The organism is Microcoleus harperi Pol14_C6 (assembly GCF_036701295.1).
Lineage (GTDB): Bacteria > Cyanobacteriota > Cyanobacteriia > Cyanobacteriales > Microcoleaceae > Microcoleus.
Map to the genome: position 1 here is coordinate 19,004 of NZ_JAUBQN010000053.1, position 16,321 is coordinate 35,324.

13 protein-coding genes are annotated in these 16,321 nt (G+C 46.0%); 6 read left to right on the forward strand and 7 right to left on the reverse strand.

All coding sequences use genetic code 11. The features are described from left to right. Positions 1 to 93: 93 nt before the first annotated feature. Together QUA27_RS24705 and hisF are read right to left on the reverse strand one after the other, a co-directional pair. On the reverse strand, positions 94 to 435 hold the full coding sequence (locus tag QUA27_RS24705) for a low temperature-induced protein (RefSeq protein ID WP_333041098.1): 342 nt from the start codon (positions 433 to 435) through the stop codon (positions 94 to 96). Between the two features lie 433 nt (positions 436 to 868). Continuing rightward, the gene (gene hisF / locus QUA27_RS24710) at positions 869 to 1,660 is read right to left on the reverse strand and encodes an imidazole glycerol phosphate synthase subunit HisF (RefSeq protein WP_333071371.1); all 792 of its coding nucleotides are present in this window, start codon (positions 1,658 to 1,660) and stop codon (positions 869 to 871) included. Positions 1,661 to 2,788: 1,128 nt separating this feature from the next. Between hisF and QUA27_RS27520 the strand changes: the two genes are divergently transcribed. The 5 genes from QUA27_RS27520 to nadB all read left to right on the forward strand — a co-directional run bounded on the left by QUA27_RS27520 (position 2,789) and on the right by nadB (position 7,525). Beyond that, on the forward strand, positions 2,789 to 3,037 hold the full coding sequence (locus QUA27_RS27520) for a transposase (protein WP_445251543.1): 249 nt from the start codon (positions 2,789 to 2,791) through the stop codon (positions 3,035 to 3,037). After that, on the forward strand, positions 3,038 to 3,343 hold the full coding sequence (locus QUA27_RS24715) for a zinc ribbon domain-containing protein (protein WP_333071373.1): 306 nt from the start codon (positions 3,038 to 3,040) through the stop codon (positions 3,341 to 3,343). Between the two features lie 576 nt (positions 3,344 to 3,919). Continuing rightward, positions 3,920 to 4,879, forward strand: coding sequence for an adenylate/guanylate cyclase domain-containing protein (locus QUA27_RS24720; RefSeq protein WP_333071375.1), 960 nt, complete (start codon positions 3,920 to 3,922; stop codon positions 4,877 to 4,879). Positions 4,880 to 5,131: 252 nt separating this feature from the next. Then, positions 5,132 to 5,566, forward strand: a complete 435-nt coding sequence (gene psbU / locus QUA27_RS24725) for a photosystem II complex extrinsic protein PsbU (RefSeq protein WP_006635850.1) — start codon at positions 5,132 to 5,134, stop codon at positions 5,564 to 5,566. A 306-nt stretch (positions 5,567 to 5,872) separates the two neighbouring features. Further along, a complete protein-coding gene (gene nadB, locus QUA27_RS24730) occupies positions 5,873 to 7,525 on the forward strand; it encodes an L-aspartate oxidase (RefSeq protein WP_333071376.1) in 1,653 nt (550 codons plus the stop codon). A gap of 21 nt (positions 7,526 to 7,546) precedes the next feature. Here the strand turns inward: nadB and QUA27_RS24735 are convergent, their stop codons facing one another. From QUA27_RS24735 to btpA, 4 genes are all read right to left on the reverse strand, one after another. Beyond that, positions 7,547 to 7,807 carry a hypothetical protein gene (locus QUA27_RS24735; RefSeq protein ID WP_333071377.1) on the reverse strand — a complete coding sequence of 87 codons (261 nt, stop codon included), beginning with the start codon at positions 7,805 to 7,807 and terminating at the stop codon, positions 7,547 to 7,549. A gap of 580 nt (positions 7,808 to 8,387) precedes the next feature. Beyond that, positions 8,388 to 10,523 carry a CHASE2 domain-containing protein gene (locus tag QUA27_RS24740; protein ID WP_445251542.1) on the reverse strand — a complete coding sequence of 712 codons (2,136 nt, stop codon included), beginning with the start codon at positions 10,521 to 10,523 and terminating at the stop codon, positions 8,388 to 8,390. A gap of 517 nt (positions 10,524 to 11,040) precedes the next feature. Further along, positions 11,041 to 11,964, reverse strand: a complete 924-nt coding sequence (locus QUA27_RS24745) for a vitamin K epoxide reductase family protein (protein ID WP_333071380.1) — start codon at positions 11,962 to 11,964, stop codon at positions 11,041 to 11,043. Between the two features lie 163 nt (positions 11,965 to 12,127). Then, positions 12,128 to 13,015 (reverse strand): photosystem I biogenesis protein BtpA, encoded by an 888-nt coding sequence (btpA, locus tag QUA27_RS24750; RefSeq protein ID WP_333071389.1) that lies wholly within the window; start codon positions 13,013 to 13,015, stop codon positions 12,128 to 12,130. Between the two features lie 401 nt (positions 13,016 to 13,416). On the opposite strand from btpA, the gene QUA27_RS24755 reads away from it, so the two are divergent. Further along, positions 13,417 to 14,403: an SGNH/GDSL hydrolase family protein gene (locus QUA27_RS24755; RefSeq protein ID WP_333071383.1), complete on the forward strand. Its 987-nt coding sequence runs from the start codon at positions 13,417 to 13,419 to the stop codon at positions 14,401 to 14,403. A 282-nt stretch (positions 14,404 to 14,685) separates the two neighbouring features. Here the strand turns inward: QUA27_RS24755 and QUA27_RS24760 are convergent, their stop codons facing one another. Beyond that, positions 14,686 to 15,738 carry a Gfo/Idh/MocA family oxidoreductase gene (locus QUA27_RS24760; protein ID WP_333071385.1) on the reverse strand — a complete coding sequence of 351 codons (1,053 nt, stop codon included), beginning with the start codon at positions 15,736 to 15,738 and terminating at the stop codon, positions 14,686 to 14,688. Positions 15,739 to 16,321 lie beyond the last annotated feature (583 nt).

Below are 16,321 nucleotides of genomic sequence, written 5' to 3' on the forward strand. Positions count from 1 at the left end.
GGTGTTTCTACAAAAAAAATCTAGGGACACGGCACCGCGCCGCGTCCCTAATCTTTTATACTGACAACTGTCCCCTGACTACTGCGCGCTGAGTTAGTCTTTAATTTTGTTGACAGCTTTTTTGACTTGTTGCTCAAAGGATGTAGCTTGTGTATTGGAAGGATTTTTCATTTTTTCAATGTCAGCGTCCCCCTGAACTTCGTTGGGTCCTTTGCTGGCTTTTTCTTGAGTTTCTTCCAAGGACATTGGTTTTTTGAGTACAGCTTCTTGAGATTCTTTTTCAATCCCTAAAAGTTGGTCTTCACCTTTGGTGGGGCTGCTAGTAACGGCAAAAGCGGGAAAAGCATTAGAAACAAACATCAAGGCACAAAAACAAACAGCTATTAAAGTGCGGACTAAACGCTTGGCAGGGAAGTTAAAGCTGATAAAAGACATACAAAATTTCTCCGTTTTTAGAAGTTTTGATCGCTAAGATTGTTAACAGGCTGAAGCTCACTCATATTCTGCACAATCTTTAACTCTATTGTGATAAAAGCAACCGTTGCTTTCTTTCAAATTGAGCTAATATATAATATTTAGCTGAAAAAGCTGGTATTTGAAATCCTTCTCAGGGAATATTTCTAGTTGACTGGCCTCGGTCGCCCCAAGAGATTTATGTAGAAGGCACTTGTGTAGAATCAAAAAAACTCTCTATAAGTGCCTTCGGATGCGCCTCACATAGCAGTATCAATGTCAGTAAGTGGTTTTATCCTGGGGTGGGGGCGGGTTTATTTAGCCTGTTTGCAATGTGAGAGGGCGCTCGAGTGAACCCGCAGAGCGGTTTGTGGAAAATGTTGCAAGATATGAGATGGGCCCGACTATCCACTGACTAATGACTAATAACCAATGGCTGATGCTGTCGCACGGGAACTTGAAATTTTGCTAGATAAGTTTTAATTTCTCCTACACTGAGTTGCCCGTAATGCAGCAGGGAAGCCAGCAGGGCTGCTTCTGCTTTGCCCTCAGTCACGGCTTCGTAGATGTGGTGACAGTTGCCGGCGCCACCGGAAGCAATGACCGGAATTTCGACAATTTCGGCAATGCTTCGAGTTAATTCCAAATCGTAACCGGCTTGAGTGCCGTCCGAGTCCATGCTTGTCACCAAAATTTCGCCGGCGCCGCGCTGTTCGGCTTCTTTGGCCCAGGCGATCGCATCTTTGCCGGTATTTTCTCGTCCTCCGCGCACGTACACGTCCCAACCAGGATTATCTGCGTCTTGCCGTTTGCGGGCGTCGATCGCCACTACAATGCACTGATTGCCAAATCGATCGCTGGCTTTGTCAATTAAACTCGGATCGCGCACCGCCGCCGAATTAATACTCACCTTATCAGCGCCCGCCCTCAATAAACTTTTAATGGTGTCTAAGGATTGGATACCGCCGCCCACCGTCAAAGGGATAAATACGCGATCGGCCGTTCGGTACACCACATCGATCATAATATTCCGGTCTTCGTGAGTCGCCGTAATGTCCAGAAACACCAACTCGTCAGCACCCGCATCATTGTAAACCTGAGCCATTTCTACCGGATCGCCAGCATCCTGAAGATTGACAAAATTGACCCCTTTGACCACGCGACCGGCTTTCACATCCAGACAAGGTAAAATTCTTTTCGACAACATACAATTCTCTTCCAATTGAACTTACTCGGCGGGAATTCCCCCGCTATAACTGTACTCATCTTAGCGGTGGAATGAAAGCCAGGGTGGTTTTTTGCCGTCCTGTTTGTGGTCTGGACTCCTAGCTGAAGAAGGAGTTAAACAGGCAAGAAATAACCCATCTCTCAATTATCACAAGACGGTAACAATAAATAAAATTAGTTTTAAAAATTTGATAAATCATCATAAATGTCGCAACGATTGCCACAACCAAACCGTCAAAAGCGAGATATATGGCATTTAACAGCTTACTATAGCATATAGGATTTTTACTCTTAGTGGTTCCCTACGCTCCTTACCAAAAGTTGTTAATCTCAGAACAACAGACCTTAATCAGTCCGATTCGGAGTCTGCTAAAAAATTATTCAAAACGTTTCTGCTGGAATGGACTTTGACAAGCCACAGCTTATTGCTGTTGGGCCAAATTTCTTAAAAATCGCTGATGGTCATAAGAATGGGGGGAGGTAAAATAGGCACTTTTCTAAAAATTGTTTTTTACACAGCAATTATGATTGCTGGTTCATTGGTGACAAGTTAAGACTTAATTGCATTTGTCAATCAGTAATCTTACTCACAAAAACAGCTTTTTTAGGAATATAAAATTCACGATTTGAGAGGGAGTAAGTATAAATATCACCCTCGGCATGATTCCTCGATCGCCCAAATCTCAGTTTTCTGCCCAAAATTAGAGTAAATATTGAGCAGAATTGCTGATTGACAAGTGCTTTCTTAGCTTAACTTGTTACCAATGATTCACAATAAAAGATATCAGCTCAGGGACGGTTCCCTTAAACCATTGCCTGGTAAGTTTTGCAGCTTGCTTGTTACCTGGCTAGCTCAGTTTTGCTTCACAAAGTGCTATTTACCAGATGCGATTGCCCTATCACCCAAAACTACATCATTTGAATTCACTAAATCTATGCACAGCATTCATCAGCTTCTTTGAAGGACGGCCATCTTTCCCGAATTTCTAGTCAAGGCAGGTCAATCAATTCAGTACCCACAAAAATTACAAATTGTTGGTGAAAAATTCCTCAAATTTCTAGGAAAGCTGGTTTTTTTTTTCTAAAATCTACCAAAAATTCTAAAAATATCAACCGTAAGCAGCATAGACTATCTCGCAAATATCAAGATTCAAATCTTCGCCATAAACTGCTTAGAGTGGTCATACTTCACGAAAAGATGGCAAATGCTCGTGAGAAATTCCAGGAAAAAATATCTCCCAAATTGGTGCAGGAAAACCAAGTCATCGTTGTTGAAAAGCTGGCAGTTAGTAACTTGGTTAAAAAAAATCTATCCCAAAAAAGTAGCGATGGCTGCTGGTCAATTTTGACCCGATAGTTGAAATACAAGGCTGAAAGAGACTGTAAAACTTACCTAGAGACTGGTCGTTTTTTAGCACGATCGAGTAAGAGTTGCCACGTAGGTCTGAATCAGGTGGGTAGCCTGCTGTTGGAAGTGCGTAGCTGGACTTGTTCCAACAGCAAAATTAAGCACGATAGAGATGTGAATTCTGCTATCATTATTGGCGATGAAGGACTGGGATTATTAGCGTTAGCAACTAGCACTACTGCCCATGAACGGAATGTAAGTTCGACGTTTGGAAGGAAATCTTCGGTACGATCGGGTGTTCCGGTTGAAATTTGAAGCATACACCAGAGGGAGTAGTGCACAGAACTCTGGATCTGCATACCAGGTCCCACCCCTACCCCCCGCCTAGCTCTACCGTTTACAGACGACAAGTTGCTCGCTGACCCATATTGTAGAAACTCTGTTTCCTAGAATCTTGATTTCTCCTTTTGCCGAATCAATAACTTAAAATTCATGAAAATAAGCTTCTTTTCTGAGATTCATGCGAAACTTGGGTTTCAGGAATTGTGTGGCAAGATTTCGGACTTGTGTGTACACGGTAGCTGCCTAGCAACAGAGCCATTTTCCCACTTTTTTCTGGTTCATCAAAATAAATAAAAGTTGTCTCCGCTCCGGGGCAGGCAGTATTATCAGGTACAATCTTGGTAGACAGTCTGTTTTTACTGGCTGCTTTGGTAGATCGAATCATAAATACCTTCGCTAGGTCGATCGGATTTATGGTTCTGAAATCCCGCAGGGGCTAGGTGCATCGATGATGGACTAAAAAATCTAAAATCTGAAGTCTCAAATCTCAAATCGGTTAATTTTGTGTCGTTTCTAGGACTGTTGTGACGAGTGCAACCCAATCCACATATGGTACTTCGCACAGAAGGCGGCAATCGCTACTTGCCGCTCTCCGGCAGCAATTGCTGGACAGTAGGGCGGAGCGATGACAATAATTTTGTACTGACAGATCGCTGGATTTCCCGTAATCACGCGATGTTACAGCAAATGGAGACAGGAGAGTTCTACCTGATCGACTTGGGCAGCCGCAATGGTTCCTTTGTCAACGGGCGGCGGGTCAGTATTCCTGTAACTCTCAGAAATGGCGATCGGATTATTTTCGGTCAAACCGAATTGGACTTCTACAACCCAACAGCCGGCCACCGACACGATCCAATACACGAGACAGACTCTGAAGATTTTACGGCGACTTTGACGGTACGTAGCCTGATTAGCGTCATGGTAATGGACATCCGAGACTTTACAGTTTTGACTAGGCAGCTAGACGAAACCCTCCTCTCGGAAGTCATCGGCAATTGGTTCCGCAAAGCAGGACAGATCATTCGCGAACACGGCAGTTGGGTGGACAAATACATCGGTGATGCCATCATGGCAGTCTGGTTCCACAAAACCAGCGGTGTCAGCAGCGAGGAAATGATGCGGATTTGCCAAGCTTTGAGCGAACTGCACAAGGCAACAGACGAACTCAGCATTCGTTACCCCCTGCCTTTTCCTTTGCGAGTCGGGGCCGGAATCAATACTGGTTATGCAATGGTGGGAAATTCTGGCAGCAGCGACCGATCAGACTATACCGCCTTGGGAGATACTGTAAACGCAGCATTTCGCCTTGAATCTTGCACTAAGCAACTCGGCAAGGATATCGCTGTGGGAGAAACGACCTACAAATACCTGACGCAATTGGGGGCCGAGGGCGCTTTCGAGCCGCACACCGTGGCTTTGAAGGGTTACGACACTCCCAGCCTGACTTACGCTGGTACTTATGCTGACTTGAACGCTTTTCTCAAAAGGAAAGGAAAGAGTTCTCGATAGCTAGAAAATGGGGTGCAGGGCAAAAATTAACCCTTGAAAATGGTAGTTCTAGTTTTTAATTTGGACTGCCTTTTATAAATTTGCCTGGGATGCTTAAAGGTCGGCTACTATCATATATCTTCATTTTTGTCAAGATCCAGATGTAAAGTTTATAACATCCCTCTACCTATTGCGGATTTATCTGAAAAACTGCATAAGCAAAATGGTAGTCTCTACATAAATGCTGTGTATGAAATTGGGAGACAAAACTTCATGAAACGATTGGGTCGTCTATTGGCAGTATTGGGCTTAGTGCTGGGCTGCTTTGCATGGGCTGGAGACCAAAGCGCGATCGCGGCGTCATTAAGCCGTATCGTCTTGCCATCATCCTCGCTCCTAGCTGTTGAAGCTCCGGCTAGAACCAATCGCGCCGATGAGAAGCTTGCCACAGAATACGGCAAAAAACTTGATTTGAACAACAGCGCCGTCCGGGACTTTCGGGAATTTCGAGGGTTGTATCCCACTTTAGCTCGACTAATTATTAAGAATGCTCCTTACGAAAATGTTGAGGACGTACTCAATATTTCAGACTTGACGGATGCTCAGAAAAAAGTGCTGCAAGCTAACATGGACAAATTCACCGTAACTGATGTTGAATCAGTCTTTATTGAAGGAGACAACCGGTTGAATAATGGTCTCTACGACTAGGTAGCAGCGGGTCTCATTTGAAGCAGAAGTCATTTGGCAGAAGGCATTCGGCAGAAAGAAAAATTTTTTTTCTACAGGCTGATGACTTCTGCCTTTAATTTCTGAACACTTACTTTCAACCATCATTCGGCAAAAGCCGACCCAAATTCCCTAGATTGAAATAAGCGGCTTCCCCAGATTCATCTAAAATCTAAAATCTAAAATCTACAATCCCTTGACTGACATTAGTTGCAGTCCCCAGATTCACCTGTAGACTCAATTCTAAAATCTAAAATCTAAAATCTAAAATTGACTGGCGGCAGACTTATGACTGACAAATTTGACGTATTGGTAATAGGTGCTGGCGCGGCGGGTTTGTACACAGCACTTTGCCTGCCAGAGCATTTGCAGGTGGGCTTGATCAATAAAAATACCCTACCTGTTTCTGCCAGCGATTGGGCTCAAGGAGGGATTGCCGCAGCGATCGCCCCTGAAGATTCGGCAGCACTGCACGTTCAGGATACACTGGCTGCAGGAGCCGGTCTTTGCGATTTGGAGGCGGTGAAATTTTTAGTTGAAGAAGCTTCAGCCTGCATTGACTCCCTGGTGAAAATGGGCGTTGCATTCGATCGCACCGGCCCAGATTTAGCCCTCACCCTAGAAGCAGCCCACTCCCGCCGCCGAGTTCTCCACGCCGCCGACACTACGGGCAAAGCCGTGATCAGTACGCTGACAGCAAAAGTATTGAGTCGCAAAAACATTCAACTCGTATCTCCTGCCTTTGCTTTGAGTCTGTGGCTAGACGAAACCGGGCGCTGTCAGGGGATTAGCTCGATTTGCGGCTCACAAGTCAAGTGGCTGCGGGCCCAAGCCGTAGTGCTGGCGACAGGCGGCGGCGGACAGGTTTTTGCTCAAACGACCAATCCGTCAGTAAGTACCGGGGACGGGGTGGCAATTGCGTGGCGCGCCGGGGCGCTGCTGCGAGACTTAGAATTTGTGCAGTTTCACCCGACGGCGCTGAGCACAGCGGGCGCGCCTCGGTTTCTCATTAGCGAAGCGGTGCGGGGAGAAGGAGCTCATTTGGTTGACAGTAAGGGATATCGCTTTGCTTTTGACTCTCACCCCAGCGGGGAACTCGCCCCTAGGGATGTTGTCAGCCGCGCTATTTTCCGCCACTTGCAAAAGACGGGGGAACCTCATGTTTGGCTGGATTTGCGCCCGATTGCAGTCGATCGACTGCGCTACAGGTTTCCCAATATTATTCAAGTGTGCGCTGATTGGGGAATTGACATTTTTTCCGAACCGGTGCCGGTGACGCCCGCGGCCCATTACTGGATGGGAGGAATTGTCGCTGACAAGTTTAACCAAACTTCGATTCCGGGTTTGTACGCGGTGGGAGAAACTGCGAGCACGGGGGTACACGGCGCTAATCGGTTGGCGAGCAATTCGCTGCTGGAATGTCTGGTTTTTGGGGCGCAGATGGGACTTTTGCAGCTAGAAGGTGGAACGCCGGAGGTATTCGCCGATCAGTTCGAGGCGGGGGAAATCTTGGAAAAATCGATTTCTGAAAAGGACATTGAGGCGATCGAAAAGTTGCGGGTGGAATTGCCGAATTTGGTGTGGCAGAGTGCGGGAATTTGCCGGGGACAGCGCGATTTGGAAAGTGCGATCGTCCAACTTGAGATTTGGCGGCAAGAATTTGCTTCATTGCCTTTGAGTCAAACGCTTGATAATTTACAGCCCGGACAAATTATTGATTTTTATGCTGCTGAGGCCCAGAATAGCTCGATTTTGCGAAATTGGGGAGAAGTGGGGAATTTATTGGATATTGGCTATTTAATTGTCAAAAGTGCTGCGTTTCGCACCGAAAGCCGCGGCGGTCATTACCGAGTGGACTATCCCCTCACCGATCCGGATTGGTGCAGCCATACTTTAATTAACCAATCGAATTGGTACAAATCTCCGCGAATAGAAGATTGAAAATTTATTGAAAATGGGGGGTCAGCGCGTTCCCGTACCGTCACTTTTGGGGTTCCCGTTCGGGGGTGGTTCGTATTCTTGGGGATTTCCAAACCTAGAAGTTGGTGCAACTGTCCAAACTATCGGGGTCGATGGCGTCGGGATCTCGCCCGTGCTACGGGCTTTGGTTAAATTGCTAGTTGAGTTGCTGGCAAGTCGAGCCGCATTTGCAGTGCCGACTATATTCACTTGCAGGCAGGCCGCCAGGGTTGCCGTTGTTGTGAGCTGAATCAAAGTACGCATAGTATTCACACCCTTATTCAAATCATCGCCATAGATCCACGTCTGTACCACCTATTATATCTATCAATTTCCGTATTTCCACTGATATCTTTACATTTACTTTAATTAACTTTCATAAGTTTACATGGATTTTTTACATTAAGGCTTTTTGGCGATTTGAATTGGGTTTCAGGTTGTGATTTATTTTAATATTTTGTAACATTTAGATAAGACCCCAAGTTGCTCTCATAAGTTTTATATTAGGCTAAATCTATCTAATGACAGATGACAGATTAGAGTATTTTAAACATATGATTTTAGATTTTAGATTTCACTACTTTGGACATTTTTTTGAAGGGTTTCAAAAAGCTTAGAGGGCTTACAGTTTAAGGAGCGAGCTATTTTTTAACTTAGCTGCACAGGGGACGCCTGAAATAATATCTCCCTCAGGGCCCAATTAGGGTTTGAGGTCTAAAAGTTGCTCAAATTTTGTCTAAAATAATTTAGATTATAGATAAAAAATTGAATATTTACAAATTACTTATCAAGCAAAGGGTGGGGACTTTACCTACAGTTGAATTAGGTCTTTAATTGCTCTTGATTAATAAAAGTAATATTGATTTTTCCCGCGTTCCTTAGCACGATACATCGCAACATCGGCATTCTTGACTAAAATTTCGGGCTCTTGACCGTCAATGGGATATAAACTAATGCCAATACTTGTAGTTACCGAAATTGTATGTTCTTCTAAAATAAAAGGCTGCATGATGGCGTCGCAAATTTTTTCCGCTACTTTCGCAGCTTCTTCTCGACCGGGAATTGCAGGCAAAATGACTGTGAACTCATCGCCACCCAACCGCGAGATTGTATCGCTGCCACGCAAGCATTTTTTGAGCCGACTGGCAACTGTTTTTAAGAGTAAATCGCCCGCATTGTGTCCAAGAGTGTCGTTGATTGACTTAAAGCCATCTAAATCTAAAAAGAGTAAAGCTACCAATTCCTGAGTGCTGGAGGCTATTTCTAGAGACTTATGCAAGCATTCGTAGAACATTTGGCGGTTGGGCAAGCCGGTAAGAGCATCGTGATAAGCTTGGTGGCTGAGCTCAGCATTTTTTTGTTCGAGGGCATTTGCCCGAAGTTGGCGCTCGGTAATATCTCTGATTGCTCCGACTAAAAATAGGTTGCCTGCACCATCTTTATGTAGGGATCTTTTAGTCGCAATCAGATGCGTAATTCCGTGAGCGTCAGTAAAATATTCTTCATTTTCTCGCGGCTGATGATTTTGAAATACTAATTCGTTTTGCTGCCAAAATATCTCGGCTTCGGCGTGGGGAAATAAATCGTAATCGGTTCGGCAAGTTAAAATTTCTAAAGGATAGCCAATAAACCGACAATATGCCTGATTCAAAACTACGCAGCGGTGATTTCGATCTTTGACAAAAATGGGGTCTGGAATTGTATCGATTAGCGATTGTAAAAATTCTTTAGACCGTTTTAATTCTTCTTGCAAGTGAGCCAGATAACCCACAACTGCTGCGCCAGAACCCACAAGACTGAGGATTGGAGGAATTAACGGTAGCCACCAACCTGCTAAGAATACTAAGTATAAAGTCGCACTCAGACCTAGACAGATACTTAATAAACAGTAAGCCGATCGACCAACCGATCGCAAATTCCAACTCACTTTGGCTCCGGCCCAAGACCACAGTAAAATCCACAGCAACTCTGCAGCCTCTGGCCAGACATTGATACCCCCGCGCCCGTCGAGGGCCGCACTCAAAATTTGGCTCAAGAAATGAGCCTGAAGTTCGACTCCAGGTATTTGCTGGGGAGGACCAAACCAACCGGAACTGTAAGCATTTTGGTAAAAGTCTCTGAGGCTGGGGGCATTTGAGCCGATCAAGACAACCCGCGATCGTACAAAATCAGCAGGTACTGTGCCAGAGAGCAAATCACTCATCGATGCAGTGCGAAAACTGCCTCGCGGGCCGCGCAGGTTGGTCAAAATTTGATAGCCACGGCTGTCCGATCGAACGTAAGCACCATCATTCGGTTGAAAAGGCCGAAAAACCCCCTTGCCTAACTGCAAGTATTTAGGATTGATTATTGCTGGTTGAGGAGAAATTCCTTCGCTTTTGAGGTAAAGCAAAGCCAGTCTGAGCGCGAAACTTTGATGAGTTTTGCCGTCTCCGGGCCAAGCATAGAGCAAAGTTCGCCGCACTTTTGAGTCAGCGTCGATGACAACATTGTTGAAACCAATTCGATCGAGCTTGTCAAGTACCGGAGGCGGGCGAACTCCGAGCCTGGTTTCGTCTGGCATCAACTCAATGCCGATTAAGTTGGGAATAGTTTTAAAAGTTTTGAGCAAGTCTGCGTTACCCGGTTGAGTTGGCAAATCTCGGTAAACGTCGAGGCCGATCGCCCGCGGCTTGCCAGCGTGCAATTTTTGCAGCAGTTGGGCCAAGACAGCATCCGAAATTGGGTAGCCGTATTTTTGCAAGTCAGCTTCCTTAATTTCTACAATGACGATGCGCGAGTCAATAGGTTCGGCCGGCCGCCAGCGCACAAAGTGGTCGAAAGCAGCCCATTCCCACACCTGAAAAAATCCGAACCAGCGCATTACAATGACCGTACTAGCAACGGCACTTGCAGTAATCAATACTCGGCGTTCTCTATCGACCCATTTTTTGATAGTTTTTAGCATATTTTGGGGATTTGGGCCTCGCCCTGTGAGCATCTAAACTACTACTACCTATAGGTTTTACATCTCCGAGTCGATTTTAGATTTGAGATTTTAAATTATCCAATTTTTTAGTTTTTAGGTGTGGGCGAGTCGATTTTAGATTTGAGATTGGAGATTTTCCAATTTTTTGGTTTTTCGGTGCGGGCGAGTCGATTTTAGATTTGATATTATCCAATTTTTTGGTTTTTCGGTGCGATCGGGCTGCAAGAGCAGAAACGGGGTTTTGTAACCAAAATATGTCATTTCAAAAATCATTCTGGAAGCAGAAACCCGGTTTCTTACATTTTTATGTAAAATTTTTAGTAATTATTTACTGATCTAAATACTAGAAACCCACAACTTGTTTAATTTTTTTGTTGTAGTAATTTTTACTATATTTTTATTGATTATAGATAGATGCCAAATTTTAGATTGATTTCGCAGCACGAGCCAAAAATAAACTAAGTTAAAAACCAGGATATTTCTTGCCCATCAATCTAAAATCTGTCATCTAAAATATCCAAATTTCCTGTTAGTTTTGAAAGTTGCGCGGGCCGGTGTAACCAGATAAATCAGCGAGTTTATTCAAAGATTGCGTCCCCGAATAAAACTGACCATTAATCTCCCATGTCGGGAAACCTTTAACATTCGCAGCAGCAGCTTGGCAAATTTCAGCACGGGAATTTTGCCCCTTGGGATCACATTCAAAATAATCAATTATTTTGGCTGCTTCTTGGCCGAACAGCATTTTTTGGTCGTGGCAGTGGGGACACCAATAAGCGCCGTACTCTTTAGCGCCAATTTGTCGGAGGTGGCGGGCCAAAGCAATTTCTGCCGGGCCGGAGGTTGTAGTGACTGCAGGGGGTAAAATTCCGGGGGTAGAGACAGTAGGAGCAGGTGAGTTGACGCTGTTATAAAGTCCCAAGGCACCGATCGAACTCACCATTGCCACCAAAATGCCTGTAAACACCAACTGTCCGATATCTTCCCACTCGCGCCCGACTAGCACCAGCACAAACAGCGACAGCGAAAATAAGGCAGAAGTGATGCAGTAAATGCACAGTTCCTGAATTTCAAAAGCCATCAAATACACCAAATAGCTGCTGAAAATTACCATCGCAGCGGTGATGATAAATAGCGCTTGCCAAGTTTTGTTTTCTAGTTGAGAGTGCAGTCCTTTTTTGGTGTCGGGATTTACAGCTTTGGGAGCCCATGCCAGGATTGCTATGCTCAGGTAAGCCAGACAGCCTAATAAACTTAAAGGCACTGTGCCAAAGACTGTAGCGTAGGGACTGTTGAGAACTTTGTCGCAGCCGCTGGTAGGACAAATGACCGAGCCAGTCGTGAATTTAGCGATCGTGAGATAGGCCGTTTCTACGACGCCTATGGCTGCGATCGCTGCCATTAGAGTCCTAGACCAGCGATGAATCCAAGGGGTTGAACGTCGGCGAATCATTTTTTGATTTGGTAATTTGGGAATTGGGAATTGTTGACTGTTGACTGTTGACTGTTAACTAATGACTGTTAATTGTTAACTAATGACCGATAACTGATAACTACTGACTACTGACAACTGCCAAATGACTACTGCCAACAGTCAACAGTCAACAATTCCCATTTTACGTTTTACTTGTGAGTTTGCCCGGTTCCGGTGTGGGCCCTCTTGAGCCATTAGCCTCTCTGTTTTCCTGTTCGCGCTCTTTCTGTGACAAGCTGCGGCGGGCGGCTTCTACAAACTGACTGACGCGGATCGGATCGATGGGCTGCTCGATGCGGCCGTTTCGCTTGAGGGAACTCGATACGATTACGCCGTCAGCGGCCTGCATGAGGGTGGAAATGTTTTCCCAGGAGGCGCCGCTGCCGATGAAAACTGGAATTCCCGCCGCTGCTGCACTTGCGAGTTCTAAGTCTTCGAGATTGGGAGGGCTGCCAGTTGTCCAGCCGGAAAGGATCACGGCGTCGGCTAAAGCGCGCCCGATCGTCTCTTGAACGGCTGTGGTCAAGTTGGGGCTGCCTAGGGGGCGCCCGTGCTTGACTAACACGTCTGCTAATATTTTGACATCGCTGCCCAATTCCCGGCGGTAGCGCAGTAGCTGGTGAGCTTGGCCTTCAATTAAGCCTTGATCTGTAGCCATGATGCCGTTGAGGACGTTGACGCGGATGAATTGAGCTCCTGTGCAGGAGGCGATGGCGATCGCGCTTTGGGCGTCGTTTCGCAGCACGTTAACGCCGATCGGCAGCGTCACGAGATTTGTTAGCCTCTCAACTACCAGAGTCATGGCACTTACAACAGCCGGATCTACGCTGTCTTTAGCAAAAGGAGCGTCGAAAAAGTTCTCGACTATGATACCGTTTGCGCCACCAGAAGCCAGCGCTGTAGCCTCTTGCTCGGCTCTTCCGATAATAGCTTTGAGGTTTCCGCCCCAGCGGGGAGAAGTTGGCAAAGGCTGTAAATGTACGACACCGATTATGGGATTCGGCGTTTTGAATATTTGTTTTAAGTCCACGGATTTTCCTGAAACCACCAAGTTCACTGACGGCTGACGGCGGATTTTGACGGTATATTCTAGAATTCTATATCCACGAGGGCGATCCGGTTGACTTAATCGGGTTGCCAAGTTGCTCAAAGCCCGATCGCATAACATTTTAGATTTTAAATTTGAGATTTTACAAGGACGACCTACTTACTTCATTCCAAGAGGGATACTTGCTTTAAGACAGGAGTCCTAGAATGCAAAAAAGTTTAGATTTTAGCGAGATCTCCCAGATTCATCTGTGGAGTCAATGCTTTAATCTTGAATCTTTAATCGACTGACTGCAATCGGGGTTGAAAGCTTGACTGCAGTTGCATTCTTTTTTATACCTTGGTGTCGGCAGGGGTTTTTCCTTATCTTATTGAGGTTAAGTAGTGGAAGTTGTTCTCATAATTTTGGCTGTCACCTCCGGATTGTGGGTGGCAATCGAAGTGATCCTGCGGGTGCTGCTGGGTTTTGGCAATCCCTTGATTTATATTGCCGATGCCGAGTGCGGCTATTTATTGGCGCCTAACCAGAAGGTGCGTCGCTTGGGCAACCGGATTGAGATTAACGAGTATTCGATGCGTAGTGGAGCGATCGCCCCGATCGCCCCTCCAGAAACTCTGCGCCTCTTGCTGTTGGGAGATTCTGTCGCCAACGGTGGTTGGTGGACACATCAGACAGATACGATCTCGGAAATTATGGCTCGGAATTTGAGACTGCTAGTACAGAATCTGGCGAACCATACACAATTAGGTTCAAAAGTCAACTATTCAAATTTTGAAGTTCTCAACGCCTCAGCCAATTCTTGGGGGCCGAGGAATCAACTTGCTTACGCCAAGCGGTTCGGTATTTTTGGGGCAAAGGCTGTGGTTTTGCTGCTCAATACGGACGATTTGTTTGCGTCGGCTCCCTGTTCTCTGGTTGTGGGGCGCGATCGATCTTACCCGGATCGCAAACCCCGATCGGCTACGCTAGAGTTATTGAGCCGCTACCTGCTCCCTGCGGCGCCGACTCGCCAATTGGCAGTACCCGGAGCCACAAGCGGCGATGTAGTAGGCTGCAACTTAGAGGCTATTCGCCAAATCCAGAAAATAGCTGTATCCGCCAACATCGAGTTTTTGCTAGCCGTCACGCCCAAGCGTGGCGAACTCGGCGGCCCGGGCCCTCGCGACTGGGAAGTCAATGCTAGAGCGCGTCTCGCCGAACTCGTAGAAACAGAGAAAATTACTTACATAGATTTTCTTCCCATTTTCAATTGTGCGGCCGAACTTCCCACGTTGTATCGAGACAGCATTCACCTCAGTCCTCAAGGAAATCAGCTAGTTAGCAAAACCATCAGTCGTCAAATAGTCGCCCTTTTTTGGCATAAATCGTGACTTCACCTAAAAACGGATACTTGCCCACGACTTCTGTTGTCGAGAGCAAAAAATTTGAAACCTTAGTTCAAGCCCCCAGATTCATCTGCAGAGTCAATCTAAGATCTAAAATCGTTCGACTGAGGGCAACTCGACGCTCGCACTCGCCGAACTTCTCACGCCGAATTGTCCAATCTCAAATCGACTGACATCGAATCCGGTTGCATGGGAACAGTTACCCTCTTCAACGAACAACAAACCCAAACTGTAAAAGCACCCGGAAACGACACGATTTGTCTCGATTTAGCTAACTTGCAAAGTAGACTCTAGCTCTTTCGGATACCAAGCTTGACCGTCGAGAGCCATTTGCTCGATCACACTCGCAAGCCGCAGAGCTTTGAGAGCTTGTTCTCCTCCCACAGAAGGCTGATTTCCACCCCGCACGCAATTAATAAAATGCTCCAATTCTGCGTGGAGCGGTTCAATATTGCTGGTGTAAACTTTCTCGATTAACCCATCTTGACGGTAAAGCACCTGACCGTAATCCGTCACGTAATTGGCGGTTGTTTGTCGGTGAATCAAGATTTCGTTGTTGAGAAAATCTGCCTCTGTCAGAGAATTCTTGCAGTGAGCCACGATTGAACGGAGTTTGCGGTGCGTCACCTTACTGGCAGTCAGAGTGGCGACAATGCCGTTAGCAAAGTTCAACGTCGCTGTCACGTAGTCTAAATAACCTGAATCTGAGGCTCTGCTGCCACTGGCTGTCAGCTTCACCACTTGGGAATCTGCCAATTCCAAAAGCAAGTCGATGTCGTGGATCATTAAATCCAAAACTACCGATACGTCGTTAGCCCGCTGGGAATAGGGACTCATCCGGTGAGCTTCCAATGCCAGTAACTCTTCAGTTTTCAGCACTTTGCCGAGTTCCTGAAAAGCTGGATTGAAGCGCTCGATGTGACCCACTTGCAAAATCCGGTGGGCCTCAGCAGCCGCGTTGACCAAAGATTCGGCTTCGGCAATGCTAGCCGCGATCGGCTTTTCAATTAAAACGTGAACACCCGCTTGGAGACAAGACATCCCCACAGGGTGATGCAGGCGAGTTGGAACGGCGACGCAAACTGCATCTACGTGGGCGAGCAAATCTCGGTAGTCTTCAAAGAAGCGAACCCGGTATTTGCTTGCTACATCTATTCCCCGCTCTACATTTATGTCTGCAACACCCACGAGTTCGATATCTTTTAGCAAGCTCAGAACTCGCGTGTGATGCTGGCCCATATTGCCAACCCCAATCACCCCAATGCGGAGGGGTTCGAGTTGACTTCGCTGGGCGAAAACGTTTGCGTATCCCAATGACATCCTATCTAGCACTCCTGGATTCTCCTCCACCACCACAGGAATCAAGCCCCTTGGCTTCCCTCAGCTACTCACAGCCATCCAGATAGTACCACAGTCAAACTATTTGTGAAGAATTTCTAAGTTGAGTTGCGATTATCGCATCAGGCAATGAATCAGTAGCTACTCATACCCAAGGGCAGAATACAGGGGTCAAATGTCTGGAAATTACGTATTGACAAAATACATTACATATGTATTAGCATAGGGGCGATCGTCTGCTGCATCGCCCCAATATAAACCAGGCGGAATATTTAGCGATTACAATAAAAACATTTTTCTAGTTTGTGTTCAAAAGTAATAGTGAAAGTCATAAAGTATACAAATACAACAGATGACGCATCCGTATTAGTTCGGTTATTTAGATTCGGCAATCTTTGACTTCAAAAAATTTTACTTTAAGAATGCGGATAATTACGGGCGATCGCTCACTCAAATAAACTAGACTTACGTAAAGCTTAATAAAAAACCTGGGGGGGTGACAAAGAGGTCTACGAAATAGACTGTATAAGGGTTGCAGCCCGCATACCTTGTTGATAAAAGCGGC